The 24,563-nt window shown below is 60.8% G+C and carries 22 protein-coding genes; 7 read left to right on the top strand and 15 right to left on the bottom strand.

Translation table 11 applies throughout. The features are described 5' to 3' along the window. Positions 1-410: hypothetical protein (locus tag J1G33_RS26045; RefSeq protein ID WP_223019038.1), on the top strand; the 410-nt coding region annotated here is incomplete at its 5' end. Between the two features lie 92 nt (positions 411-502). Here the strand turns inward: J1G33_RS26045 and J1G33_RS26040 are convergent. Further along, positions 503-1,411: an acyltransferase gene (locus tag J1G33_RS26040; protein WP_032879094.1), complete on the bottom strand. Its 909-nt coding sequence runs from the start codon at positions 1,409-1,411 to the stop codon at positions 503-505. Between the two features lie 173 nt (positions 1,412-1,584). On the opposite strand from J1G33_RS26040, the gene J1G33_RS26035 reads away from it, so the two are divergent. From J1G33_RS26035 to creD, 4 genes are read left to right on the top strand one after another with little or no spacing between them, the layout of a single operon-like run. After that, entirely contained in the window at positions 1,585-2,085 is a 501-nt protein-coding gene (locus J1G33_RS26035; protein ID WP_005792112.1) for an ATP-dependent zinc protease, read from the top strand. A gap of 8 nt (positions 2,086-2,093) precedes the next feature. Beyond that, the gene (creB, locus tag J1G33_RS26030) at positions 2,094-2,762 is read left to right on the top strand and encodes a two-component system response regulator CreB (protein ID WP_223019037.1); all 669 of its coding nucleotides are present in this window, start codon (positions 2,094-2,096) and stop codon (positions 2,760-2,762) included. Beyond that, positions 2,762-4,201 (top strand): two-component system sensor histidine kinase CreC, encoded by a 1,440-nt coding sequence (gene creC, locus J1G33_RS26025; RefSeq protein ID WP_032879096.1) that lies wholly within the window; start codon positions 2,762-2,764, stop codon positions 4,199-4,201. Before creB ends, creC begins: the two co-directional genes overlap by 1 nt. 52 nt (positions 4,202-4,253) lie before the next feature. Continuing rightward, complete coding sequence (creD, locus tag J1G33_RS26020) at positions 4,254-5,603, top strand: cell envelope integrity protein CreD (protein ID WP_223019036.1); 1,350 nt, start codon at positions 4,254-4,256, stop codon at positions 5,601-5,603. A gap of 186 nt (positions 5,604-5,789) precedes the next feature. Here creD and J1G33_RS26015 read toward each other — a convergent pair whose 3' ends face one another. From J1G33_RS26015 to J1G33_RS25980, 8 genes are all read right to left on the bottom strand, one after another. After that, positions 5,790-6,419: a glutathione S-transferase family protein gene (locus J1G33_RS26015; protein ID WP_032879098.1), complete on the bottom strand. Its 630-nt coding sequence runs from the start codon at positions 6,417-6,419 to the stop codon at positions 5,790-5,792. 162 nt (positions 6,420-6,581) lie between these two features. Then, positions 6,582-6,764: a hypothetical protein gene (locus tag J1G33_RS26010; protein ID WP_078822500.1), complete on the bottom strand. Its 183-nt coding sequence runs from the start codon at positions 6,762-6,764 to the stop codon at positions 6,582-6,584. Then, on the bottom strand, positions 6,761-7,864 hold the full coding sequence (locus J1G33_RS26005; RefSeq protein WP_223019035.1) for a PepSY-associated TM helix domain-containing protein: 1,104 nt from the start codon (positions 7,862-7,864) through the stop codon (positions 6,761-6,763). The genes J1G33_RS26010 and J1G33_RS26005 overlap by 4 nt, the downstream gene beginning before the upstream one ends. Positions 7,865-7,927: 63 nt before the next feature. Continuing rightward, a complete protein-coding gene (locus J1G33_RS26000; RefSeq protein WP_223019034.1) occupies positions 7,928-10,357 on the bottom strand; it encodes a TonB-dependent siderophore receptor in 2,430 nt (809 codons plus the stop codon). A 207-nt stretch (positions 10,358-10,564) separates the two neighbouring features. After that, positions 10,565-11,533 (bottom strand): FecR family protein, encoded by a 969-nt coding sequence (locus tag J1G33_RS25995; protein WP_223019033.1) that lies wholly within the window; start codon positions 11,531-11,533, stop codon positions 10,565-10,567. Beyond that, positions 11,530-12,048: an RNA polymerase sigma factor gene (locus J1G33_RS25990; protein WP_223019032.1), complete on the bottom strand. Its 519-nt coding sequence runs from the start codon at positions 12,046-12,048 to the stop codon at positions 11,530-11,532. The genes J1G33_RS25995 and J1G33_RS25990 overlap by 4 nt, the downstream gene beginning before the upstream one ends. A 100-nt stretch (positions 12,049-12,148) precedes the next feature. Continuing rightward, positions 12,149-12,856 carry a 3'-5' exonuclease gene (locus tag J1G33_RS25985; protein ID WP_223019031.1) on the bottom strand — a complete coding sequence of 236 codons (708 nt, stop codon included), beginning with the start codon at positions 12,854-12,856 and terminating at the stop codon, positions 12,149-12,151. Beyond that, positions 12,853-14,775 carry a putative nucleotidyltransferase substrate binding domain-containing protein gene (locus J1G33_RS25980; RefSeq protein ID WP_148854092.1) on the bottom strand — a complete coding sequence of 641 codons (1,923 nt, stop codon included), beginning with the start codon at positions 14,773-14,775 and terminating at the stop codon, positions 12,853-12,855. Before J1G33_RS25980 ends, J1G33_RS25985 begins: the two co-directional genes overlap by 4 nt. Positions 14,776-15,020: 245 nt before the next feature. Between J1G33_RS25980 and J1G33_RS25975 the strand changes: the two genes are divergently transcribed. After that, positions 15,021-15,467, top strand: a complete 447-nt coding sequence (locus J1G33_RS25975) for a response regulator (protein ID WP_032879104.1) — start codon at positions 15,021-15,023, stop codon at positions 15,465-15,467. A 161-nt stretch (positions 15,468-15,628) separates the two neighbouring features. Here J1G33_RS25975 and J1G33_RS25970 read toward each other — a convergent pair whose 3' ends face one another. Next, entirely contained in the window at positions 15,629-17,806 is a 2,178-nt protein-coding gene (locus J1G33_RS25970) for a malate synthase G (RefSeq protein WP_216090397.1), read from the bottom strand. A gap of 267 nt (positions 17,807-18,073) precedes the next feature. Between J1G33_RS25970 and J1G33_RS25965 the strand changes: the two genes are divergently transcribed. Next, the gene (locus J1G33_RS25965) at positions 18,074-18,586 is read left to right on the top strand and encodes an ACT domain-containing protein (protein ID WP_005792098.1); all 513 of its coding nucleotides are present in this window, start codon (positions 18,074-18,076) and stop codon (positions 18,584-18,586) included. 222 nt (positions 18,587-18,808) lie between these two features. Here the strand turns inward: J1G33_RS25965 and rarD are convergent, their stop codons facing one another. From rarD to J1G33_RS25940, 5 genes are all read right to left on the bottom strand, one after another. Then, on the bottom strand, positions 18,809-19,693 hold the full coding sequence (gene rarD, locus J1G33_RS25960; protein ID WP_005792097.1) for an EamA family transporter RarD: 885 nt from the start codon (positions 19,691-19,693) through the stop codon (positions 18,809-18,811). 127 nt (positions 19,694-19,820) lie between these two features. Next, positions 19,821-20,795 carry a serine/threonine protein kinase gene (locus tag J1G33_RS25955; RefSeq protein WP_103735247.1) on the bottom strand — a complete coding sequence of 325 codons (975 nt, stop codon included), beginning with the start codon at positions 20,793-20,795 and terminating at the stop codon, positions 19,821-19,823. A gap of 169 nt (positions 20,796-20,964) precedes the next feature. Continuing rightward, positions 20,965-22,863 carry a PhoX family phosphatase gene (locus J1G33_RS25950; RefSeq protein ID WP_078822492.1) on the bottom strand — a complete coding sequence of 633 codons (1,899 nt, stop codon included), beginning with the start codon at positions 22,861-22,863 and terminating at the stop codon, positions 20,965-20,967. A 70-nt stretch (positions 22,864-22,933) separates the two neighbouring features. Further along, positions 22,934-23,698 (bottom strand): TOBE domain-containing protein, encoded by a 765-nt coding sequence (locus J1G33_RS25945; RefSeq protein ID WP_103735246.1) that lies wholly within the window; start codon positions 23,696-23,698, stop codon positions 22,934-22,936. A 57-nt stretch (positions 23,699-23,755) separates the two neighbouring features. Further along, on the bottom strand, positions 23,756-24,493 hold the full coding sequence (locus J1G33_RS25940; protein ID WP_223019030.1) for a ComF family protein: 738 nt from the start codon (positions 24,491-24,493) through the stop codon (positions 23,756-23,758). Positions 24,494-24,563 lie beyond the last annotated feature (70 nt).

Here is a 24,563-nt window from a genome sequence, read left to right as displayed (position 1 = left end):
CTGCTGCTAAAGAGTGGCCGGTAGACAAACCGTTGCCTGAAGGCGGCGTGCACCTTGTGAAGGGTGCGGACGGTCAACCAGAAGCAGTCACTGCTGCTAAAGAGTGGCCGGCAGGCAAACCGTTGCCTGAAGGCGGTGTGCACCTTGTGAAGGGTGAGGACGGCCAACCAAAAGAGGTTGATGCATCCGGAGTGCCGCGCAGCGATTTGGCAAATGTGCCCTCGTCTGTGCAGGCTTCCGCTGACGCAGTGATTTCCAATCTCGTTGAGGTGTTGGGCGCCCAGGCCGCTGGAGGCGATATCTCGCAAGCATCAGCAAAGATGCGCGCGGCTTTGGATTCCCTTTTTGACAGGACCAACCCTACGCAGGTACGAGATGCTCTGCGCAACAGCATAAATGAGCTGGCTTGAGCGGTAGCTTCGAAACAGTAGTGAGCTGTAGGAAGCAAGACACCACTATGGATTACCTTTCAAGGTCTCGTGTATGACCTTGGAAGGTTCCATCATCGTTGGCTTTCGCATTGCATGCCGTCGTTTTCCAGCAGTTCATGGATTCGACGGTCCTTTTCCGCCCAGAGCTGGTTGACCCAGTTCTGGACGGTCTGGCGAAACGCCGGATCATTCTCGTAATCCCCTTGCCACAACGCCGGGTCCAGCTCGCGGGTGCGGATATCCACGATCACCTTCGGCACCGCGCCACTGATCAAGTCCCAGAACCCCGGGATCTTGTGTTGCGGGTAGACCACGGTGACGTCGAGTACCGCGTCCAGCTGTTCACCCATCGCCGCCAGTACAAACGCGACGCCGCCTGCCTTGGGCTTGAGTAGCCGGGTAAAGGGTGAATCCTGTTGCGCGCGCTTGGCCTCGCTGAACCGCGTGCCTTCCAGGTAATTGACCACCGTCACCGGCTGGCGCTTGAATAGCTCGCAGGCCTCCTTGGTGATTTTCAGATCCTGCCCTGCCAGTTCAGGATGCTTGGCCAGAAATGCTTTGGTGTAGCGCTTCATGAACGGGTAATCCAGCGCCCACCAGGCCAGGCCGAGGAAGGGCACCCAGATCAGCTCTTTTTTCAGGAAGAATTTGAAGAACGGCGTGCGCCGGTTCAGCGCCTGGATCAGCGCCGGAATATCGACCCAGGATTGGTGGTTGCTGATGACCAGGTAGGAGGTGTCACTGCGCAGGTTCTCACCGCCGCGGATATCCCATTGGGTTGGAATGCACAGCGAGAAAATCAACTTGTCGATCTCGGCCCAGGTCTCGGCGATCCACATCACCGCCCAGGACGCATAGTCACGCGAGCGGCCCGGCGCCACCAGCTTGAGCAGGGCAAACACCATCAAGGGGCCGATCAGGATCAGCGTGTTGAGTAACAGCAGCAGTGTGACCAAACAGCCGGTGAGCAGGCGGCGCATAAATAACTCTTGGAATCTTGTGGGTGGGCCATGATAAGCAAGGTGAGTCTAGAGGCCAAATCGCAAATCAGCGGACGAATGTTTCACAATGTGCCGTGTAGGGTGGCAGTCACTAACTAAGTGCCGCGTTTGCGGTCTAGAATCCGCCTACTTCTTTCCGAGGAACTCACTTCGTGAAACTGTTATTTGCCTCCCTCGCTCTGCTGGCCCTGCCTGTCATGGCTGCCGAACCGACCCTTTATGGTCGCTACGAATACATCCAGTTGCCGGAGATCGGCGAAACCTTCAAGGCCAAGATGGATACCGGCGCGCTGACCGCCTCGCTGTCGGCCCGGGACATCGAGACCTTCACCCGCGACGGCGATGATTGGGTGCGCTTCCGCCTCGGCGGCAAGGACGCCGGCAACAAGGTCTACGAGCACAAGGTGTCGCGCATCAGCAAGATCAAGAGCCGTGCCGACGAAGACGATGACAAGGACGAAGCCAGCGTGGCCAAGCGTCCGGTGATCGATCTGGAGATGTGCCTGGGCGACGTCAAGCGCACCGTCGAGGTTAACCTCACCGACCGCAGCAGCTTCAACTACCCGCTGTTGATCGGCGCCAAGGCCCTGCGTGAATTTGGCGCGGCGGTGAACCCGGCACGTCGCTACACTGCCGACAAACCGGACTGCTGATTGAACCCATGCCGCACATCCTGATTGTCGAAGACGAATCGGCGATAGCCGACACGCTGATCTTTGCCCTGCAAGGCGAGGGTTTCACCACTACCTGGCTGACCCTCGGCCAGGCGGCGCTGGAGCATCAGCGCCAGAGCCCGGCCGACCTGATCATTCTCGACATCGGCCTGCCGGACATCACTGGCTTTGAAACCTGCAAGCACCTGCGCCGGTTCAGCGAAGTGCCAGTGATGTTCCTCAGTGCCCGGGATGCCGAGATCGACCGGGTGGTGGGGCTGGAAATCGGTGCCGACGATTATGTAGTCAAGCCCTTCAGCCCTCGGGAAGTAGCGGCGCGGGTCCGGGCGATTCTCAAGCGTATTGGCCCGGGTGCGGCCCCGATGCTGTTCCAGGTGGACCTGGAGCGCATGCAGATCCACTATCGCGGGCAACCCCTGAGCCTCACGCGCCATGAGTTCCGCCTGCTGCAAAGCCTGTTGGAACAACCCGAGCGCGTGTTCAGCCGCGAGCAACTGCTGGACGCCGTCGGTGTGCCCGCCGATGCCGGCTACGAGCGCAATATCGACAGCCACATCAAAAGCCTGCGCAGCAAATTGCGTAGCGTGGCGGCGCAAGCCGAGCCGATCCAGACCCATCGCGGCCTGGGCTACAGCTACAGCCCGAGCCACAGCTGATGCGCCTGGGGCTGCGGATTTTCCTGGTGTATGCGCTGTTTATCGGCCTGACCGGCTACTTCGTACTCAACACGGTGATGAAAGAAATCCGCCCCGGCGTGCGCCAGTCTACCGAAGAAACATTGGTAGACACCGCCAACCTGCTGGCTGAAATCCTGCGCGAAGATGTGAAGAACGGCACCCTGGGCCAGAGTCATTGGCCAGCGCTGCTCAAGGCTTACGGCAATCGCCAGCCGGGTGCGGTGATCTGGGGCCTGCCGAAAAACCAGGTCAACCATCGTATTTATGTGACCGACGCCAAGGGCCGGGTCCTGCTTGACTCCAGCGGTGAAGCGGTGGGTCAGGACTATTCGAAGTGGAACGACGTGTACCTGACCCTGCGCGGCGAATACGGTGCGCGCTCCACCCGCAGCGACGTGGACGATCCCGCGTCATCCGTGATGCACGTTGGGGCGCCGATTCGCGATAACGGCCAGATCATCGGCGTGGTCACCGTGGCCAAGCCCAACAGCTCGTTGCAACCCTACGTGGATCGCACTGAGCGCCGCCTGCTGTGGTACGGCGCGGGCCTGGTCATTCTGGGCCTGCTGCTGGGGGCGCTATTGTCGTGGTGGCTGACCGTTGCCCTTCGACGCCTTACTGCCTATGCCGAAGCCGTGAGCGAGGGCCGCCGCGCCGAGTTGCCGCATTATCGCGGCGGCGAGCTCAAGCAGTTGTCCACCGCCGTGGAACACATGCGCACGCAGTTGGAAGGCAAGGCTTATGTAGAACACTACGTGCATACGCTGACCCATGAATTGAAAAGCCCGTTGGCGGCGATTCGCGGTGCGGCGGAGCTGTTGCAGGGCGATATGAGCCGTGAGCAGCAGCAGCGGTTTGTCGGCAATATCGACAGCGAAAGCGCGCGCCTGCAACAGTTGATCGAACGCCTGTTGAACCTGGCCCAGGTTGAGCAACGTCAGGGGCTGGAAGAGCAATCGAACATCCCGCTGGCGGTGTTGGTCGATGAGGTGCTCAAGGCCCAATGTGCGCGAATCGAAGGTGCCGGCTTGCAGGTGGAGCAGGTCATCGCCGCCGATGTGAAGGTGTTTGGCGAACCCTTCCTGCTGCGTCAGGCCCTGGGCAACCTCCTCGACAATGCGCTGGATTTCACCCCACCCGGCGGCACTCTGAGGTTCAGTGCCCAGGTGCGGCATAACGATGTTCAGGTCAGTCTGTTCAACCAGGCCGCGGCGATTCCCGATTACGCGCTGCCGCGCCTGAGCGAGCGGTTCTACTCGCTGCCACGTCCGGCCAGCGGGCGTAAAAGCACGGGCCTGGGGCTCAACTTTGTCGAGGAGGTGATGAAGCTGCATGGCGGCTCGCTGCAGATCGGCAATGTGCCAGGCGGCGTGCAAGCGGTGCTGCATCTCCACACAGTCTCCACATTGCCCACATAAATCCCCCATACCGGCTGGGCAGACTCTCCCCCATTCAAACAGGGAGAGACCCATGAACCGCAGCCTGCTTTTCAAACTTGGCGCGATTGCGCTGCTGATTCTGCTGTTGCTGATTCCGTTGCTGATGATCAACGGCATCATCACCGACCGCCAGCAACTGCGCGACGGCGTATTGATGGACATCGCCCGCAGCTCCAGTTACGCCCAGCGCCTCACCGGGCCGGTGATGGTGGTGCCGTTTCGCAAGACGGTGCGTGAATGGAAGCTCAATGAAAAGCTCAATAAACGCTACGAAGAAACCCGTGAAGAGCGTGGCCGGTTGTATTTCCTGCCGGAGCATTTCGAGCTCGACGGCAAGGTGCAAACCGAACTGCGTGCGCGGGGTATTTACCAGGCGCGGCTGTTCCATGCCGACAACCGTATCAGCGGGCGTTTTGAATTGCCTGCGCAGTTGGGAATCACCGAAGACTTTGCTGATTACCGCTTTGAGCCTGCGTTTCTGGCGGTGGGCATCAGCGATATTCGCGGCATTGAAAACGCTTTGAAGCTGGAGCTGGGTGATCAGCGCCTGGAGTTCTCGCCGGGCTCGCAGGTGGACTGGCTGGGCGAGGGCGTGCATGTGATGTTGCCGACGCAAGACGGCAAGAAACCTGCCGTGCTGGATTTCGCCTTCGACCTGCGTCTGCAAGGCACCGAACAACTGCAAGTGGTGCCGGTGGGCAAGACCAGCCAGGTGTCCCTGGCGTCCAACTGGCCGCACCCGAGTTTCATCGGCAACTTCCTGCCGGCTAAACGGGAAGTCAACGACCAGGGCTTCAGTGCCAGTTGGCAGACCTCATTCTTCTCCACCAACCTTGAACAAGCGCTGCAAAGCTGCCTGGACCGCCAGGGCTGCGAAGACTTCAACAACCGCAGCTTTGGCGTGAACTTCATCGACCCGGTGGACCAGTACCTCAAGAGCGACCGTGCGATCAAATACGCGCTGTTGTTTATCGCCCTGACCTTCGCTGGCTTCTTCCTGTTCGAAGTGCTCAAGAGCCTGGCGGTGCACCCGATTCAGTATGCACTGGTGGGTGTGGCGCTGGCGTTCTTCTACCTGTTGCTGTTGTCGCTGTCCGAGCATGTGGGCTTTGCCTTGGCGTACCTGATATCGGCCAGTGCCTGTGTGCTGTTGATCGGTTTCTACGTGTGCCACGTGCTGCGCAGCGTCGTCCATGGGCTGGGGTTCTCGGCAGGGTTGGCGGCGTTGTATGGCTTGTTGTTCGGGTTGCTCAGTGCCGAGGATTACGCGCTGTTGATGGGCTCGCTGTTGCTGTTTGGCCTGCTGGGCACGGTCATGGTGCTGACGCGCAAGCTGGATTGGTATGGGGTGGGTAAGCGCAAGGTGGAGCAAGTGCAATGATTGGGTTGCGGGAGGATCAGCAAGCGGGGGCGCAGTTGGCCTTAAGGATCGCCACCTTCCTCAATACCACCACCGTCCCCTGTGGGAGCGGGCTTGCCCGCGATAGAGGTGGTTCAGAAGCAGATGTACTGAATGACACGCCGCAATCGCGGGCAAGCCCGCTCCCACAGGGGGTAGGTATGCATGTCAGGCGGGCGGTTGGGTCTGCTGCATCGAAGGCCGCTGGCTGACCTCGGCGTACCAGGCGGCGAGCTTGGGGTTGTCCGAGCGCCACTGCATATCCGGATGGCGAAAGTCGAGGTAGCCCAGGGCGCAGGCGACGCTGATCGAAGCGATATCGAAATGGCTGGCCAGTTCGGCGATGGCGTCCTGCTCCAGCTCGGCGAGAGCGCGACGAATCTTGTTGCGCTGTTCGTCGAGCCATTGATCCCAGTGTTTTTCCAGCGGGCGCATGGCGGTCTCGTAACGCACCAGCACGGCGGCATCCATGATGCCGTCGGCCATCGACGCCAACGTCAGGCGCCGCCAGCGCGCCGAGCCATCGCGAGGGATCAGCGGGTTGCCGACATGCTGGTGGTCGAAGTAATCGAGGATCACCCGGCTGTCGTGCAGGACCGAACCGTCGGCCAGGCGCAGCGCCGGGATTTTGCCCACGGGGTTGCCTTGCAGCACTTGGGCATCCGGGTTGACCGGTGTCGGCAGGCAAGCGTGCAGGGCCACACGGTCCTGCTGGCCGGTCTCGCTCAGCAGCACGCGGACTTTGCGTACGAACGGCGAAGCGGGGTTGTGGAACAAGGTCATGCTGGGGGCGGACATGGGCATTCCTCGAAATGGACTGGGGCTAGCGTAGATGCTTGCGCAGTGGCTGGCGAGGGGGATTTTTGTGATCCTGAGGGCCTCATCGGGGGCAAGCCCCCTCCCACAGTGGACGGCGTTCACAAATCAAATGTGGGAGGGGGCTTGCCCCCGATAGCGCCCTCAGCCGCGCCGCTTGCCCAACGCCCAAGCGCCAATGGCAGCAGGTACGCCCAACCCCACCCAACTCAAAGAATCCCACACCCCATCCCCTAGCAACGCCGCAAACAACCCGGCGGCACTGAGCAGGCCAATCCCCATTGGTATGCCAAACACTTTCCAGAAATTCGACTGCCGAGGCTTCATACCTTGGCCGCCTTGCGCCGCACGATCCACAAGTAAATGCCGCTGACCAGCACGACGATGGTCAGCACATCCAGCACTGCCCACAAGATCTTCATCGGCATCCCGCCGTAATCACCGAAGTGCAGCGGTTGGGACATGCCCATGGCCTCCATGTACCAAGGGCGCTCGGCGATGGCGGTGACGGCCAGGGTGCTGGCGTCGATCAGCACCGGCGTGAGCAGATGGGAGGTTAGGTGCGTGCTGCCTTTCATGAACACCGCATAGTGATGCTCGCTGGAGAAGCGTGTGCCGGGGAAGGCGATAAAGTCCGGCTCCATGCCCGGCGCTGCCTGGGCGGCAATGCTCAGCAGCTCGGTGGCCGGTGCGCGGTGGGTCAGCGGCGGGGCGTTCTGGTAGGGTTCGATCATGGCGCTGAGGCTGTCCTGGCGCCAGGCGGCGATGATCAGGTCGGCGCAGGCGCTGATCACGCCGGTCACGCCCACCACCAGCGCCCACGTCAGGGTGACCACGCCGATCAGGTTGTGCAGGTCGAGCCAGCGCAGGCGGGTGGACTTGTCCTGACGCACGGTGGCGAACTTCAAGCGGCGCATGAACGGCAGGTACAACACCGTGCCCGAAACAATCGCCAGCACAAACAGAAGGCCCATGAACGCCAGCAGTAACTTGCCCGGCAGGCCGGCGAACATGTCCACATGCAGACGCAGCAGGAACAGGGTCAGCCCGCCATTGGCCGCCGGGGTTTCCACTGCTTCGCCAGTGCGGGCGTCGAGCATGAAGGTGTGCGACGAGTTCGGCTCGGTGCCGGCCGTAGCGGCCATGATCGCGATCACACCATTCTTGTCGTCTTCGTCCCACGCCAGGTACTGCATGGCCTCGCCGGGTCGATGGGCCTGGGCTTTGGCCACAAGCTGCTCAAGGTTGAGCTGCGGCGTATCGGCCGGCATCTGTGCCAGCTCGGGCTCGCTACCCAGCAGGTGGTCGATCTCGTGGTGGAACACCAACGGCAAGCCGGTGAGGGCGAGCAGTAGCAGGAATACGGTGCAGATCAGGCTGGTCCAGGTGTGGATGAAGGACCAGCGGCGGATGGTTTTGCTTTTCATTTTCGAGCCTTCAGATGCACCCAAGCCGCCCTGTGGGGCGGCCTGGTTGTTAACTCAAGCTGATCACCACTGGTAGGTGGCGCTGGCGACGACGCTGCGTTGGTCGCCGAAGTAGCAGTACGAGCCATCACAGGTGGAAATGTAGTCCTTGTTGAACAGGTTGGTCGCGTTCACTTTCACCGACGCGCCTTTAAGGCTGTTGTCGAGGCGACCGAGGTCGTAGTGCACGGCGCCGTCGAGCACGGTGTAGGCATTGGCCTTGCCGGCCCAGGTATTGGCTTGGTCGCCATAGGTATTGCCGGTGTAGCGTGCGCCGAAGCCGATACCGAAACCGTCGAGGGCGCCGGTGTGCCAGGTGTAGTCGGTCCAAAAGGAGGCTTGTTGGTTGGGCATCAATTGCAGGCGATTGCCTTTGAAATCGCCTTTTTGCACTTCGGATTTAGCCAGGGTATACGCCGCGATTACCTTGAGGTTTTCGGTGACGTCAGAGATGGCTTCCAGCTCCAGACCTTTGACTTTCACTTCGCCGGTCTGGTCGGTGACAGATACACCACCGGACTGGAAGCTGCTGACCAGAACGTTCTTCTGGGTCAGGTCATACACCGCTGCACTGAGCAGCGTGTTCGAGCCCGGCGGTTGGTACTTGATCCCCAATTCCCACTGCTTGCCCTCGGTGGGTTTATAGGACTCTGTAGGTGAAGCGCTGGCGTTGCTCGCCGGTTGGAACGATTCGGCGTAGGAAATGTACGGTACGAAGCCCGAGTCGAACACATAGCTCAGTGCCGCGTTACCGCTGAAATTCTTGCTGCGGTCAGTATTGGTCGCGTCGTTTTTGTTGAAGTAAGTTGTACCTTGGTGCACCCAGTCTTCACGGCCGCCCAGGGTCAGGCGCCAGTTGTCCAGCGCCATTTGGTCCTGCACGTAGAGACCGGTCTGGATGGTTTTCTGGTTGTAGTCGTAGAAAGCGCCGGAGCGTGCGGGGCGTTCAACCGGCGTGGTGTTGACCGGGTTGAAGATGTTGACTCTTCCGGCCTGCCCGTAAATCGACAAGTACGAGGTATCGGTACGCTGGTGGTCCAGTCCGAGCAGAAGGGTGTGGGTGACGTCACCGGTGGCGAAGTCGGCCTGAAAGTTGTTATCGACCGCCAATTGTCCGATGTTCTCGTCCACGTTGGTGGACGATCGATCGATATTGCCCTCAGCGTCGACCGGCGCCCAGCCATAGGCCCCCACGGTCAATTGCTGAAACGACAGTTCCGATTTGGTGTAACGCAGGTTCTGTTTGAACTGCCATGTATCGTTGAAACGGTGCTCGAATGCGTAGCCGAGTGCGTAATAGGTACGGTCGTAGAACTCGTAGTCCGGATCGCCCAGGTTCTTATGATGCGAAACGTCACCCAGCGGCGACTTGATCTTGGTGCCGACTATCGGCAGGAACTGGCTGGTAGCCCCGGTATCGTCACGGGTGAACTGTGACAGCAAGGTCAGCTTGGTATCGGTGTCGATATTCCAGGTCAGGCTCGGTGCGATGTTGTAGCGTTTGTTGTCGATGTGATCGACCTGGGTACCGGCATCGCGCACCACGCCGCCAACGCTGTAGAGAAACTGGCCTTCATTATCAATCTTGCCAGTGCTTTCGAAATTGATCTGGCGGTAGTTGTCACTGCCGTATTGCACCTGGATGGCGTGACTCGATTCAGCGCTGGGGCGGCGGCTGACCATGTCCAACAGGCCACCCGGTGGGGTCTGGCCGTAGACAGACGAGGCCGGACCGCGCAGCAAAGCGAGGCGATCCAGGTTCCAGGTTTCGGCTTTCGGGTTGGCATACACCCCGCGTGGCAGTGGCAGGCCATCGAGGAATTGCGTCGGCTCGAAGCCGCGTACGCGCATCCAGTCGTAGCGGGTGTCGCTGCCGTAGCTGGCGGACACGATACCGGGCATGTATTTGACCGCATCGTCGAGGTTCTGCACGTTGCGGTCTTGCATCTGCTCGCGGGTGGCTACCGAAATCGAGCGTGGCGCCTCGACCAGCGCGGTATCGGTTTTGGTGCCGGCGGCGGTGCGCTTTGCCACATACCCCTCCACCGGCCCCCAAGCGCTTTCATAGCTACCCTGGCCGGTGATGTTGGTAGTCGGCAAGGCGACGACGCCCTCCGGAACCGGCACCAAGGTGTAAGTGCCCGTACTGCTTTGTTCCAACTGCAAGCCAGTACCGCGCAAGGCCTCACGCAATGCGCTCTGTGCATCGAACTGGCCCTTGACCGGGGCCGAGGTCTTGCCGGTGGCGAGTGTCGGGTTGAGGGTCAGCGCCAGGCCAGCCTGGCTGGCGATCTGGTTCAGGGTGCTGGCCAATGGGGCTGCCGGCAGGTTATAGGCGCGCACGCTCAAGGCTTGTTCAGCAGCGATCAGCGAAGTGCTCGCCAGCGGGGCGCTGAGGGCGATGGCCAGGGCTAACAGACTGGGACGCAACAAGGTGTCTAGCGTGCGGGACATAAGGGCGGCTCCTGAATGGAAATATTTCTCAATTGCCTAGGTGCCGAGCGAGAATCGGAAAGTGATAGGGCTGGGTGAAACTATTTTTTTGGCGGTGTGTTTCAGGGCCTCATCGGGAGCAAGCCCCCTCCCACATTTTGATGTGTGAGTACCTTCCAATGTGGGAGGGGGCTTGCTCCCGATGGCGATTGCCCGGTCACCACAGAACTAAGGCTTGGCAGCTACAGTCACCCACCACGGCGTGTGCTGCTTGATCTGCACCGGCAAGGTCGGCAACAGCGCATTCAACGCCAGCGTGGTGTCGTGCAGGGGGAAGCTGCCGGTGATGCGCAGGTCGGCCACGTTGTCATCCACGCCCAAGTGCCCGGTGCGGTAGCGGCCCAGTTCTTCGATCACATCGCCCAGGCGGGCGTTGTCGACCACCAACATGCCGCGGGTCCAGGCGTCGGTGGCGGGTGTCACGGCCAGCAGCGGGCCAAGGCCATCGCTGCGCATCAACACTTGCTGGCCTGCTTTGAAAACGTGCTCCTGATGCAGCGCTTCAGGCTGGGCGGCTACGGCGGACTGCAACACGCTCAAGCGCGTAGCGTCGTCTTCGCGCTTGACGATAAACCGGGTACCCAGCGCTCGCAGGCTGCCGTCGCGGGTTTGCACATAGAACGGGCGTGAATCGTCGTGGCCGGTTTCGACGAGGATTTCGCCCTCCTGCAACACAATCAATCGGCGCTTTTCGTCGAAGCGCACATCTATGGCGCTATGGGTATTGAGGTTGATGGAAGTGCCATCGTCCAGTTTCAGTGTGCGTTGCTCGCCGGTGGCGGTGCGCTGGTCGGCCAGCCAGTAGTGGATCGGCACGTAACGCTCGCCGGCAAACAAGCCCAGGCCACACACCAGTACGATACTCGCCAGGCCACGGCCCAACTTGCGTACGCGCTGGCGAATGCCGTGGCGCGATTGCAGCAACGCCGCCCGGGCCGGGCCGGCGGCCACGCTGAAGCGCTGATCGAGCATGCCCAGTTGGCGCCAGGCGCGGGCATGTTCCTCATCGCTGGCCAGCCATTTGGTGAACTCTTGCTGTTCCACCGCGCTGCCGTCGCCCGAGTCCAGAGACAGTTGCCAGGCAATCGCGGCATCCAGCACCCGTGCCGAAACCGGTTTGGAGCCAATGGCTGTCACGAGGGCTCGCCATACAGCGCGATGTAGCACTGACGTATACCTTGGGCCAGGTACTGGCGCACACGGGGCACCGACACACCGAGGCGCTGGGCGATTTCTGCGTGGCCCAGGCCGTCGAGGCGGTTATAGAGGAACGCGGCGCGGGCCTTGCTCGACAGCTTGCCGAGCAGGCGGTCGATGGCCTTGAGGTCTTCAAGGATCAGTTGCTGTTCTTCGGGCGATGGGTGTTCGCTTTCGGGGATCAGCATCAATTCGGTGAGATACGCCTGTTCCAGAGCGGCTCGACGGAAGTAGTCGAACAGCAGGCCCTTGGCGATGGCCACCAGGAACGCCCGGGGCTCACGGGGCTCGCGCAAGCCGTCGCGGCCCAGCAGGCGCATGAAGGTGTCCTGGCTCAGGTCTTCGGCGCGGCTCGGGCAGGCTACATTGCGGCGTAGCCAGGCCAACAGCCAGCCACGATGGTCGCGATACAACGCGCCAACAAGCTCACTGTGTGGGGTCTGAACCGACGACAAGGCATCACCGAATAAATAGTAGGTTTAAACTAACGAGAATTATTCGCGATTGTGTCAGGGGCGTGGGATGGGCGCAATTAGCGTCTGTCGGGAGGTGACACTAAAACGATGGCGCTTGTTGGCGCCGTTTCCACTGGGCCAAACGCTCTTGCAGCGCGTGGGGCGTGTCGATCTGCTGCTGCCGTGCACGGCTGAACAGGATCAGCATCAGCTCCGCCGTGACCAGTGCATCGGCGCTGGCGTGATGACGCTCGCCGACCTGCAGTTGGAAATGATTGACCCAGTCGTCCAACCCGGCCTCGCGCAGCGTGGCGTCGGGGCACAAGAGCGGCGCCAGGTCGGCCACGTCGAGAAACGGGTGGGCCAGGCGATAACCCAGGCTGTCCTTGAGCGCCCGGCCCAGCATGTGTTGATCGAACGGTGCATGGAAGGCCAGCAACGGGCTGTCGCCCACGAATGCCATGAAATCCAGCAGTGCCTCGGCCGGGTCGCTGCCGGCGGCAATCGCACTGGGGCCGAGACCATGAATCAATACGCTGGGGCTGAGCTTGGTGTCGGTGCGTTGCAGGGTGCGTTCGAACAGTTGCGAAAAATCCACCGCACCGTCCTCGATCACCACGGCGCCGATGGACAGCACCTGGTCACGGTTCAGGTTCAGGCCGCTGGTTTCCAGATCCACCACGACCCAGCGTTGGTTGCGCAACGAACCATCGCCCAATGCGCAAGGCTTGGGCAGTTGTTCCAGGCGCTGTTGTTGCGCGGCATTCAGCCCCGGTTTTTGCTTATGAAACCAGCCGAACCAACTCACAGTTGATACCGCAAGGTCAGGCTGCTTTGCAGGCGCTGGGCCTGGCGCAGGGATTCACGCAGGATGCGTCGGTCGAGGTGGTTGAGGCTGTCGGGGTCGACGCGGTTGGAGTAGGGCTGGTTCTCGCGGGTCTGCAATTGGTGCTGCTGCATACGGGTTTGCTGAATGAAGTGGTAGGCCTCTTCGTAGGCCGCGCCATCCAGGGGCTCGATCACTTGCTTGTCGACCAACTGACGCAGGCGCTCCAGTGTGTTGTTGACGTGGATACCATTGGCCAGGGCGAGCAGGCGTGCGCCGTCGACAAAGGGGGTCAAGCCCTGCACCTTGAGATCCAGGGTGGCCTTTTCGCCGCCCTTGCGGGTCAGCACGAACTCGCGAAAGCGTCCCACCGGCGGGCGCTGGCGTAATGCGTTTTCGGCCAACATGCGCTGGAACAAACGGTTGTCCGCGACCTGATCGAGAATGCCCTGACGCAGTTGCTCGCAACCACGCTCGTCGCCCCACACTGCACGCAAATCAAAATAGATGCTCGAGCTAAGCAGGTTCTCCGGCGTCGCCTCGCGAATAAACGCGCCGAAGCGCCGCGCCCACTCCACCCGGGACAAGCACAGCTCGGGGTTGCCGGCCATGATATTGCCTTTGCACAGGCTGAAGCCGCACAGCGCCAGGCTTTGATTGATGTGCTGTGCCAGGGGAAGCAGCCGCTCACGGATCTGGGCAGCTTCGACGGCGTCCTTGGCCTCGAACAGAATGCCGTTGTCCTGGTCGGTGTACAGCGTTTGCTCGCGGCGGCCTTCGCTGCCGAAACACAGCCAACTGAATGGCACGCCGGGGTCGCCTTTTTCCGCCAGGGTCAGCTCGATCACCCGGCAGACGGTGTGGTCGTTGAGCAGTGTAATGATGTGGGTGATCTGGGTGGAAGACGCGCCATGAGCAAGCATACGTTCCACCAATTGGCCGATTTCACCGCGGATTGCCACCAGGTTGTCGACCCGGGGCGCGTTGCGGATAGTGCGGGCCAGGTGCACCAGGTCCACGCGTTGCAAAGAGAACAAGTCACGCTCGGACACCACGCCGCACAGGCGCTGGTCTTTGACCAGGCACACATGGGCGATATGTCGTTCGGTCATGGCGATAGCGGCGTCGAACGCACTGTGGTCCGGGCTCAGGAAGAACGGCGCCTGGGTCATATGGCCGTCAATGCCCTGGCTGAAATCGCTGGTGCCGTCGGCCACCACCTGGCGCAGGTCACGCAAGGTAAAGATGCCCAGGGGCGCCTTGTGTTCGTCCACGATCACAATGCTGCCGACCTGTTGCTCGTGCATCAACGTGACCGCTTCGCGCAACGGCGTGTGCGGGCTGCACGTCACCGGGTGGCGCATGGCCAATTCGCCCAGGCGGGTATTCAGGGAGTATTGGGTACCGAGGGTTTCCACGGCTTTTTGCTGCACTTGCTGGTTGACTTGGTCGAGCAGGCTACTGACACCACGCAAGGCAAAATCACGAAACGGGCTGGAAAGGGCAAACAGCTTGATAAACGCCGGCTTGTTCAGTTGCAGGCAGAAGGTGTCTTGCGCGGCTTTATGTTCGGTGCGGGTCGCACGTTCACCCAGCAATGCGGCGAGGGGGAAGCACTCGCCGGTAGTGATTTCGAAGGTGGGATCTGGCGAGTCTGGCCGCTCGCCAATCACCCGGCCCTGTTTGACGATATAGAAATGCTCGACCGGCCCGCCCGACGGTTTGAGGATGCTGTCGCCCTGGCCATAGAAGCGCAGTTGGCACTGTTCCACCAGAAAGGCCAGGTGCGCCGGTTCCATCTGGTTGAACGGCGGGAAGCGTTGCAGCAATTGCAAGGTGCCGTGGATGTTCTGCAACACAGCAGTTTTACCCGCCTGTTCGAATGCATCAGCTTTACTCATAACAGTGACCGCAGTTTTTTTGTCGTTATCGTGCTGCATGGTCGACTCCTGCACCGCGGGTGCCCATTGGACGTAAGTCTAGGTCGGTGAAAACGCTGCAAAACTAGGGAAAAACCTTACATGACTATCGTCCAAACCCCGTAGAACGCCCACTAGGCAAACTTTCCGACGAAGTGCACATTGTTCGACCTTGCACAGATGTCTGACGAGTGCTGGGAGATTGATTTAGAACTGCTGAGAAACGTATGTCCGACCACGATATTTTGAGTGATGCCGAGCGCGAGGCGCTGAGCGCCGTGATGCTCGAGCCTGATTTACCGCCCCAACGCGTATTGATCGTGGACGACGACAAGGATGCGCGTGAACTGTTGGCGGAAATCCTGGGGCTGGACGGTATTCGTTGCTTGACCGCCGACAGTGGTGAGGCGGCATGGGATTTGTTGAAATCGAGCGGCTCTATCGGTTTGCTGATCACCGACCTGCGCATGCAGCCCAGCAACGGCCTGGAGTTGATCCGTCAGGTGCGTGAGTCGACCCGGGCGGCGCTGCCGATCATCATCATGTCGGGTGACGCCGAAGCGCCGGATGTGATCGATGCGATGCACTTGAGTGTGGTGGATTTCTTGCTCAAGCCGATAGATAGCGTGAAGTTGGCGAAGTTGGTGAAGCGGGAGTTGGGGATGGCTTCCTGATTTTTGTGATGCTGTGATGGCCTCATCGGGAGCAAGCCCCTCCCACATTTTGAACTGCGAACACTTTTAGAATGTGGGAGGGGGCTTGCTCCCGATTGCGCCAGTTCAGTCATCCTCAACCCAACTAAAAAGCCCTGATCTCTCGATCAGGGCTTTTTCATTTACAGGCCGTTTTTAGCCTTGAACTCCCGACGCCTGCGGTGCAACACCGGCTCGGTATACCCATTGGGCTGCTTGGTCCCTTCAATCACCAACTCCACCGCTGCCTGGAACGCGATATTGCTGTCGAAATCCGGCGCCAACGGACGATACAACGCGTCCCCGGCATTCTGACGGTCCACCACCGGCGCCATGCGCTTGAGGCTTTCCATCACTTGGTCTTGGTTGACGACGCCGTGGCGCAGCCAGTTGGCAATGTGCTGGCTGGAGATACGCAGGGTGGCACGGTCTTCCATCAGGCCCACATCGTTGATGTCCGGTACTTTCGAACAGCCAACGCCCTGGTCAATCCAACGGACCACATAGCCAAGGATGCCCTGGGCGTTGTTGTCCAGTTCATTGCGGATCTCTTCGTCCGACCAATCGGTGTTGCTGGCCAGAGGAATGGTGAGGATATCGTCCACCGAGGCGCGTTCGCGCTTGGCCAGTTCGGCCTGGCGGGCAAATACGTCGACCTTGTGATAGTGCAACGCGTGTAGCGCCGCAGCGGTCGGCGACGGTACCCAGGCGGTGTTGGCACCGGCCAATGGATGGGCGATTTTCTGCTCAAGCATCGCCGCCATCAGGTCGGGCATGGCCCACATGCCTTTACCGATTTGTGCACGGCCTTGCAGGCCGGTGCTCAAGCCGATATCGACGTTCCAGTTTTCGTAGGCGCCGATCCATTTTTCCGCCTTCATGGCGGCCTTGCGCACCATCGCGCCGGCTTCCATTGACGTGTGGATTTCGTCGCCGGTACGGTCGAGGAAGCCGGTGTTGATAAACACCACGCGCTCGCTGGCGGCCTTGATGCAGGCCTTGAGGTTGACCGTGGTACGGCGCTCCTCGTCCATGATCCCGACTTTGAGCGTATTACGCGCCAGGTTCAGCACCTCTTCGATGCGACCGAACAGCTCGTTGGTGAACGCGGCTTCTTCCGGGCCGTGCATCTTCGGTTTGACGATGTACACCGAACCTGTGCGGCTGTTCTTGCGCGTGTTGTTGCCATTGAGGCTGTGGATCGCCGCCAGGCTGGTGATCAGGCCGTCGAGGATGCCTTCGGGCACTTCGTTGCCGTCTTTATCGAGGATCGCATCGATGGTCATCAGGTGGCCAACGTTGCGCACGAACAACAGCGAACGGCCGTGCAGGGTCACGTCGTTACCGTCGATGCCGGTGTAGGCGCGATCAGGGTTCATGGTACGAGTAAAGGTCTTGCCGCCCTTGGCCACTTCTTCGGCCAGGTCGCCCTTCATCAGCCCGAGCCAGTTGCGGTAGATCACCACCTTGTCATCGGCATCCACGGCGGCAACGGAGTCTTCGCAGTCCATGATGGTGGTCAGCGCGGCTTCCATCAGCACGTCTTTGACGCCGGCGGCATCGGTCTGGCCGACCGGAGTGCTGGCGTCGATCTGCAACTCGAAGTGCAGGCCGTTGTGTTTGAACAGGAGCGCAATCGGCTCGGCCGCGGGGCCCTGGAAACCGATCAACTGGGCATCGTCACGCAGGCCGCTGTTGCTGCCGCCTTTGAGGCTCACGATCAGCTTGCCGTCGACGATCTTGTAGCCGGTGGAATCGACGTGGCTGCCCGCGCTCAGCGGTGCGGCTTCGTCGAGGAAGGCGCGGGCGAAGGCGATGACCTTGTCGCCACGCACCTTGTTGTAGCCCTTGCCCTTTTCGGCGCCGTTGGCTTCGCTTATGGCGTCGGTGCCGTACAACGCGTCATACAGCGAGCCCCAGCGCGCATTCGAGGCGTTGAGGGCGAAGCGCGCATTCATCACCGGCACCACCAGTTGCGGGCCGGCCATGCGCGCGATTTCGTCGTCGACGTTTTGCGTCGAGGCCTCAAAGTCTGCGGCTTCTGGCAGCAGGTATCCGATGTCTTGCAGGAAGGCTTTGTAGGCCACCGGGTCGTGGGCCTGGCCGGCGTGAGTCTGGTGCCAGGTATCGATCCGCGCCTGGAAATCGTCGCGTTTGGCGAGTAGGGCTTTGTTCTTCGGTGCCAGGTCGTGGATGACCTTGTCGGCACCGGCCCAGAACTGGTCGGCAGTAATGCCGGTACCGGGAATGGCTTCGTTGTTCACGAAGTCGAACAGGACTTTGGCGACCTGCAGGCCACCGACTTGAACGTGTTCAGTCATTGCTTGCCTCACTCTGCGGAGCTTATGCGCTTTTTCAGATTTTCATTATGTAGTGCACGGTTGGGCATACTACATGATGACTTGCGGTTGTGAAAATTAGACTAAATACGTCGTTTAGCGACCCACTTTGGTCGTACGGTCACAGCGGAGAACCAGATGTTCTCAAAAAACTATTGGATTGTTCCAGATAAATATAAAAATGGTACACGATTTGTTTTCGAGGGCTCCCGGGTCCACCTTGTAGATTGAATTCCAGAGGGCTTCGCCATGGACCATCTTGTACTCACAATTATCGCCGCCGACAAACCCGGCCTGGTTGAACGCATCGCGCAGAACATTGCCGCCCACGGTGGTAACTGGCTGGAAAGCCGCATGGCCCACATGGCTGGGCAGTTTGCCGGGATCCTGCGGGTCAGCGTGCCGACGGAGCAACGTCAGGCACTGGTGGGCGCGCTGGAAGACTTATCCACACACGGCATACGCGTGCTGGTGGGCGAGGGCAGTACAGGGCAGGCGGCAGTGTCCAAATCGATTGTGATGACGCTGGTGGGCAATGACCGCTCGGGCATCGTGCGCGAGATTACTGCACTGTTGAGCCAGCAGGGTGTCAACGTGGAGCGCTTGAGTACCGATGTACGCCCGGCGCCCATGAGCGGGGACCCGTTGTTCAACGCCGAGGCTTTGTTGCAGGTGCCGTCCACGTTGTCTCTGGAGCGCTTGCAGGAATCGCTTGAGACCTTGGCCGACGACTTGATGGTGGAACTGCGCAACGAGGAATAACCACCCACAAGGTTATGCATGGAAATCTTGCATGGGCCTGTGGATAACCTGTAGAGACCCGGCGCCAGGCCACGTCGGCCGGACTTCTCCGTCAGCTGAGCAAAAAACGAGCAGTTTCAAGGGCTTGTGCACAAATGGCGGGGATCAGGTTGTGGATAACCTTGGGGTGAAACGCTGCAAGCCACGGGCGCCGTGGCTTGCAAAGGTTTGTGCGTTATTTGATCAGCGTTTGCGCACCGTCAGCCATGCATCCACGCTGTAGATCACCAGCCCGGCCCAGATGAAGGCGAAGGCAATCAGCGTGGCCGGCGCCAGGTGTTCGCCGAACAGCAATACCGCTTCCAACAGCACCAGGGTCGGCGCCACGTATTGCAAAAAGCCCAGTGCGGTATAGGGCAAATGCCGTGCTGCGGCGTTAAAGCAGACCAATGGAATCAGGGTTACCGGACCTGCGGCCACCAACCACCAGGCTTCGGAGGTGCTCCAGAATTCCAGTTGTGCACTGTGGGCCGATGGATTGAACAGCAACCAGGCGACGGCAATCGGCACCAGCATCCAGGTTTCCACCACCAGCCCCGGAAGTGCCTTGACCGGGGCCTGTTTACGGATCAAGCCGTAAAAACCGAACGTCAACGCCAGCGCCAGCGACACCCATGGCAAGCTACCCACCTGCCACACTTGTTGCGCCACACCGACCGCCGCCAACCCCACCGCCACCCATTGCAGGCGGCGCAGGCGTTCACCGAGTATCAACATACCCAACAGTACATTCACCAGCGGGTTGATGTAGTAACCCAGGCTGGCTTCAAGCATGCGCCCACTGTTCACCGACCACACATAGGTCAGCCAGTTGGCCGCGATCAGCGAACCGCTGAGTGCCAGGATCGCCAGGCGCTTGGGGTTGTCACGCAGTTCGCGAAACCAGCCAGGGTGCTTCCACACCATCAACAGCAAGCCGCCGAACAGCGCTGACCACAGCACGCGGTGCACGATGATCTCGGCGGCGGGCACGCTGGCGATGGCTTTGAAATAGAGCGGGAACAGACCCCAGATGACGTAGGCGCTCAGGCCCAGGATGTACCCCTTGCGAGGGTTGGCGGCTTGCATTGCAGAATCCTTGCTTAGGCAGCTAACAAAGCGCGATTGTAAGGATATTTGTCAGACAATGGGGACTTGCTTGGCAATGGGGATTTTTATGTGGGAGGGGGGCTCGCTCCCACATAAAGCAAAGCAGTCAGAAGAGTTTTAGCGGTTCTTCATTGAGCGCCGACAGTTGCTCACGCAACGCCAGCACCTGGTCGCCCCAATACCGCTCGGTGCCAAACCACGGGAAGCTGTGGGGAAACGCCGGATCGTCCCAGCGCCGTGCCAGCCAGGCGCTGTAGTGCATCAGGCGCAAGGCGCGCAACGGTTCGATCAGGGCGAGTTCGCGGGGGTCGAAATCGTGGAACTCCTGATAGCCGTCCATCAGTTCCGACAGCTGGCCCAGGCATTCCTGGCGGTCGCCAGCGAGCATCATCCACAGGTCTTGCACCGCCGGGCCCATGCGGCAGTCGTCGAGGTCGACGATATGGAACATCTCGTCGCGGCACATCATGTTGCCGGGGTGGCAATCGCCGTGCATGCGGATGTTCTTGTGCGGCGTGGCTTTATAAACCTCTTCCACACGCTTGAGCAGGTCGCGGGCCACGGATTCATAGGCCGGCAACAGGCTTTTGGGAATGAAGTTGCCTTCGAGCAAGGTGTTGAGGGAATCGTGACCGAAGTTCTTCACGCCCAGGGCTTCGCGATGTTCGAACGGGCGGGTTGACCCCACGGCGTGCAAACGGCCGAGCAACTGCCCAAGGCGATAAAGCTGGTCGAGGTTGCCTGGCTCCGGCGCGCGGCCGCCACGGCGGGGAAACAGGGTGAAGCGGAAACCTGCGTGTTCGAACAGGCTCTCGCCGTTGTGAATCAGCGGGGCCACCACGGGCACTTCGCACTCGGCCAGTTCGAAGGTAAAGCGGTGCTCTTCGAGGATCGCCTCGTTAGTCCAGCGTTGGGGCCGGTAGAACTTGGCGATCAGCGGTTCGGCGTCTTCGATGCCCACCTGGTACACGCGGTTTTCGTAGCTGTTGAGCGCCAACACGCGCGCATCGCTGAGAAAGCCGATGCTTTCGACGGCGTCGAGGACCAGATCAGGGGTGAGTGTTTCAAACGGGTGAGCCATGCGAACTCCTGCGCGCAGCAGGGCGCCGCGTCCGGCCGGGTATGGTAACGCACCGGGGCTGGGATAGGTGGTGGCTGTGCTATTGCAATCGGGGGCAAGCCCCCTCCCACATTTGAATGTATTCGCAATTCAGAATTGTGGGAGGGGGCTTGCCCCCGATGAGGCCCTGTCAGGCGCCTACGATCCCGCCATCATCCCGCCGAATCGCCATCACCGACGAACGCGGCTTGCCGTTCGGCAGATGTTCAGGCCAAGTCGAACCACCGGTTTCTCCCGGATGCTGAATCCCCACAAACAACGTCTTCTGATCCGGCGCAAAGCTGATCCCGGTGACCTCACACGCCACCGGCCCGACCATGAAACGGCGGATTTCCCCGGTGCTCGGGTCGGCACACAGCATCTGGTTGTTGCCCATGCCGGCAAAGTCGCCCGCGTTGCTGTAGTCGCCGTCGGTGAGGATCCACAGGCGCCCGGCCTTGTCGAAGCCCAGGCCGTCGGGGCTGTTGAACATGTTCTGTGGGTTGATATTGGACGAGCCGCCCTTCGGCGTACCACCGTGCACGCCCGGGTTTCCGGCCACTACGAACAGGTCCCAGGTAAAGTCTGTGGCGCCGTGGTTATCGGCGTCGGCTTTCCAGCGCAGGATCTGGCCGTAGACGTTTTTCTCTCGCGGGTTGGGGCCGCCCACCGGCTGGCCGTCTTCGCCGCGCTTGGCGTTGTTGGTCAGGGTGCAGTAGACCTGGCCGTCGGTGGGGCTGACGACGATCCACTCCGGGCGGTCCATGCGCGTGGCCTTCACTACGCTGGCGGCCAGGCGCGCATGGATCAGCACCTCTGCCTGGTTGGCGAAACCGCTGCCGGCGTCGATGCCGTTTTTGCCATGGGTGAGTTCAACCCATTGGCCTTTGCCCTTGGGATGATCGGCGTTACCGTCGCCCGCATCGAAGATGGCCACATACAAGGTGCCGTGGTCGAGCAGGTCTTTGTTGGCTTTCGGATTGCTGTGGTTGATCTGATCGCGGCTGACGAACTTGTAGATGAACTCGCCGCGTTCGTCGTCGCCCATGTACACCACGGCGCGGCCGTCGCGCGTTTCGGCCAGCGCCGCGTTTTCATGTTTGAAGCGGCCCAGGGCCGTGCGCTTGACCGGAGTGGATTGCGGATCGAACGGGTCGATTTCCACCACCCAGCCATGGCGGTTGAGTTCGTTGGGGTTCTTGGCCATGTCGAAGCGTGGGTCGTGCGGGTGCCAGTTGATGTCTTTGCTGGCGGCCACTACGCCGTAGCGTTTCTGCCCGGCGTCGAACGCTTGCTGCGGGTTGCTGCTGCCGAAGCAGTCGGTGAAGTTCTCTTCGCAGGTCAGGTAGGTGCCCCACGGTGTCTTGCCGTTGGCGCAGTTCTGGAACGTACCCAGGACTTTCTTGCCGGTTTTGTCGGCAGTGGTTTTCAACCAGTCATGGCCGGCAGCGGGGCCGCTCAAGCGGATTGGTGAGTTGCCATGGATGCGCCGGTTGTAGCGTGAGTCCTGGACGAACTGCCAGGTGTCGCCCTTGCGCCGTACTTCGATCACCGACACGCCCTCGCTGGCCAGGGCCTTGCGTACCTCCTCGGCCGATTGTGGCGCGCCGCCGTGGGCGTAGAGGTAGCGGTAGTTGGTGTATTCGTTGTTGATCGCCATCAAGGCGCGGTTGTCGTCGCCCGGGAACGGAAACAGGCTCATGCCGTCGTTGTTGTCGCCAAATTGCTGTTCCTGGGCCTTGGCCGTGCCATTGCCCGACGGGTCGAAAGCCGGGGCGTTCTTGTGCAGCGGCTGGCCCCAACTGATCAGCACCGAAGCACTGTAGCCAGGGGGCAGGGTAATGGTGTCGCTGGTGGCGGCGGCGATGCTGGTAAAACCCAACAGCGGGCTGGCGGAGGCAGCATTCACCGCCAGGGCGCTGCGGCTCAGCAGGTTACCGCCGAGGAACATCGCGGCGCCGCACAGGGCGCCCGCGCCGATAAAGCGACGGCGGGTCAGGCCGACCATTTGTTCAAGGTCAGTGGCTTGGTTTTCTTCTAATAGGCTCATCTCAGGCTCCCGCGATTTTTGCAGATACCTTAAGGAGCGGTTGTGACCAAATTGTTGCAGCCTGAAGACGTTATACCGGGGTCCCGAGCAGCACATTGCTGGGTGCGAATTGCACCTGGATCGGCTGGCCCTCGGCAGCGTTGAGTACTAGGAGTGCAGCGGGCGGTGCCAGCGCGCATAACACCTGGCCGTTGGGCAAGGCGATACGCACCTCGCTGGGGCCATCCTTGGCGTCGAGAATCGTCTCGATCACACCGCTCATGCAATTGTGTCCAGGTGTTTCTGGGTGCCCGATCGCCCGCAACTCCAGCCATCCCGCTTTGATCAGGGCGACCACCTCCACGCCGGCCTGCAGCTCCAGCCGTTGGGTGCTGTCGTGGGTAATCTGGGCGTCGAGGTACAGGTCGCCGGCCAGTTGCAGGCGAATCCTGTCGTTGCGGCCCTGGCTGTCGATGGCGATGACCTGGCCGTGCAATTGGTTGCGTGCACTGGTGCGCAGCATCAAGCGGCCGAGCAGGTTGAAGTCACTGGCCGCTTCGTCCGAACCGAGCAGCTCGGCCTGCAGCACTTGCAGGCGCTGATAAAGGCGCAGCACTCGTTCACCTTCTTGCGTCAGCTTGGCGCCGCCACCGCCTTTGCCACCGACGCTGCGTTCCACCAGCGGTTTTTGCGCCAGGTTGTTCAGTTCATCGATGGCGTCCCAGGCGGCCTTGTAACTCAACCCCGCACTTTTGGCGGCACGGGTGATGGAGCCCTGCTCGGCGATATGCCCCAGCAAGGCAATGCGTTGGGGGCGACGGATGATGTGCTGGCTGAGTGGGCTGGGCAGAGACATGGGCATACGCTTGGATGAGATAAGCCGACGTTGCCGCCCTGAAGCAGGGGAGTCAAGTCAGGGGCCGGGTTTGGGGGTGCGGGCCAGGCAGTAGACATCGACCTGGCGTGCGCCGGCGCCCATCAATAACCGCGCCAGGCTGTGGGCGGTAGCGCCGGTGGTGAGTACATCGTCCACCAGCGCCAGGTGTTGCCCTGCGACTTGAGCGCCGGGCGCCAGGGCAAAGGCGTTGAGCAGGTTACGCTTACGCGTCTTGGCGTCGAGGTCTTGCTGCGCCACGGTTTCAAGCGGGCGCAGCAGCGCGTGCTCATTGAGGGGAATGTCGAGCGCGCTACTGAGCCAGCGAGCCACCATCTGCGCCTGGTTAAAGCCGCGTTGGCGCAGGCGTTTGCGGGCCATGGGGACCGGCAGTAGATAGTCGGGGCGGTTGAGTTCGGCGTTATCGAAGCGGTGCTGCAGGTGCTGCCCCAGCAGGCGCGCCAGCATGTGGCCCAGCGGCCAGCGAGCCTGATGCTTGAAGCGGCTGACCAGGGTGTCGATGGGAAAACTGTAGATCCAGGGTGCGATCACCTGGTTAAAGGCCGGAGGGTGTTTTTGGCACTGGCCGCAGATCAGCCCGTCCATCGGCAAAGGCAAGGCGCACTGTTCACAATGCTCAAGCAGCCATGGCAGTTCTGTTTCGCAGGTATTGCATACATTTTCGGCGGAGTCTGTGCATTCGTCACAGATCAGACAGATCTGTTTGTTTTTTAACCAGATGTAAACTTGGTGTTTGTGCTCAGGTTGACAGTGCATGAATCTTCCTTAAATATGCCGAGCATCCGTGTCGTGCCTGTGGGTATTGCCCTTCCCGCAGCGTTAGCCA

The sequence above is a fragment of the Pseudomonas sp. P867 genome (genome assembly GCF_019891455.1).
Taxonomy (GTDB): Bacteria; Pseudomonadota; Gammaproteobacteria; order Pseudomonadales; family Pseudomonadaceae; genus Aquipseudomonas; species Aquipseudomonas synxantha_A.
The sequence above is the reverse complement of the archived record's forward strand: the minus strand, read 5'-3'. Positions and strand labels throughout refer to the sequence as shown.

Bases quoted from the DNA above. Each gene is read 5' to 3' on its own strand.
- J1G33_RS26005 (WP_223019035.1), bottom strand. From the start codon at position 7,864: ATGAAAAGCAAAACCATCCGCCGCTGGTCCTTCATCCACACCTGGACC.
- J1G33_RS26015 (WP_032879098.1), bottom strand. From the start codon at position 6,419: ATGTCCGCCCCCAGCATGACCTTGTTCCACAACCCCGCTTCGCCGTTC.
- J1G33_RS25945 (WP_103735246.1), bottom strand. From the start codon at position 23,698: ATGTCTCTGCCCAGCCCACTCAGCCAGCACATCATCCGTCGCCCCCAA.
- creC (WP_032879096.1), top strand. From the start codon at position 2,762: ATGCGCCTGGGGCTGCGGATTTTCCTGGTGTATGCGCTGTTTATCGGC.
- J1G33_RS26010 (WP_078822500.1), bottom strand. From the start codon at position 6,764: ATGAAGCCTCGGCAGTCGAATTTCTGGAAAGTGTTTGGCATACCAATG.
- J1G33_RS25940 (WP_223019030.1), bottom strand. From the start codon at position 24,493: ATGCACTGTCAACCTGAGCACAAACACCAAGTTTACATCTGGTTAAAA.
- J1G33_RS25980 (WP_148854092.1), bottom strand. From the start codon at position 14,775: ATGAGTAAAGCTGATGCATTCGAACAGGCGGGTAAAACTGCTGTGTTG.
- J1G33_RS26040 (WP_032879094.1), bottom strand. From the start codon at position 1,411: ATGCGCCGCCTGCTCACCGGCTGTTTGGTCACACTGCTGCTGTTACTC.
- creD (WP_223019036.1), top strand. From the start codon at position 4,254: ATGAACCGCAGCCTGCTTTTCAAACTTGGCGCGATTGCGCTGCTGATT.
- creB (WP_223019037.1), top strand. From the start codon at position 2,094: ATGCCGCACATCCTGATTGTCGAAGACGAATCGGCGATAGCCGACACG.
- J1G33_RS25965 (WP_005792098.1), top strand. From the start codon at position 18,074: ATGGACCATCTTGTACTCACAATTATCGCCGCCGACAAACCCGGCCTG.
- J1G33_RS25955 (WP_103735247.1), bottom strand. From the start codon at position 20,795: ATGGCTCACCCGTTTGAAACACTCACCCCTGATCTGGTCCTCGACGCC.
- J1G33_RS25975 (WP_032879104.1), top strand. From the start codon at position 15,021: ATGTCCGACCACGATATTTTGAGTGATGCCGAGCGCGAGGCGCTGAGC.
- J1G33_RS26000 (WP_223019034.1), bottom strand. From the start codon at position 10,357: ATGTCCCGCACGCTAGACACCTTGTTGCGTCCCAGTCTGTTAGCCCTG.
- J1G33_RS25970 (WP_216090397.1), bottom strand. From the start codon at position 17,806: ATGACTGAACACGTTCAAGTCGGTGGCCTGCAGGTCGCCAAAGTCCTG.
- J1G33_RS25950 (WP_078822492.1), bottom strand. From the start codon at position 22,863: ATGAGCCTATTAGAAGAAAACCAAGCCACTGACCTTGAACAAATGGTC.
- rarD (WP_005792097.1), bottom strand. From the start codon at position 19,693: ATGCAAGCCGCCAACCCTCGCAAGGGGTACATCCTGGGCCTGAGCGCC.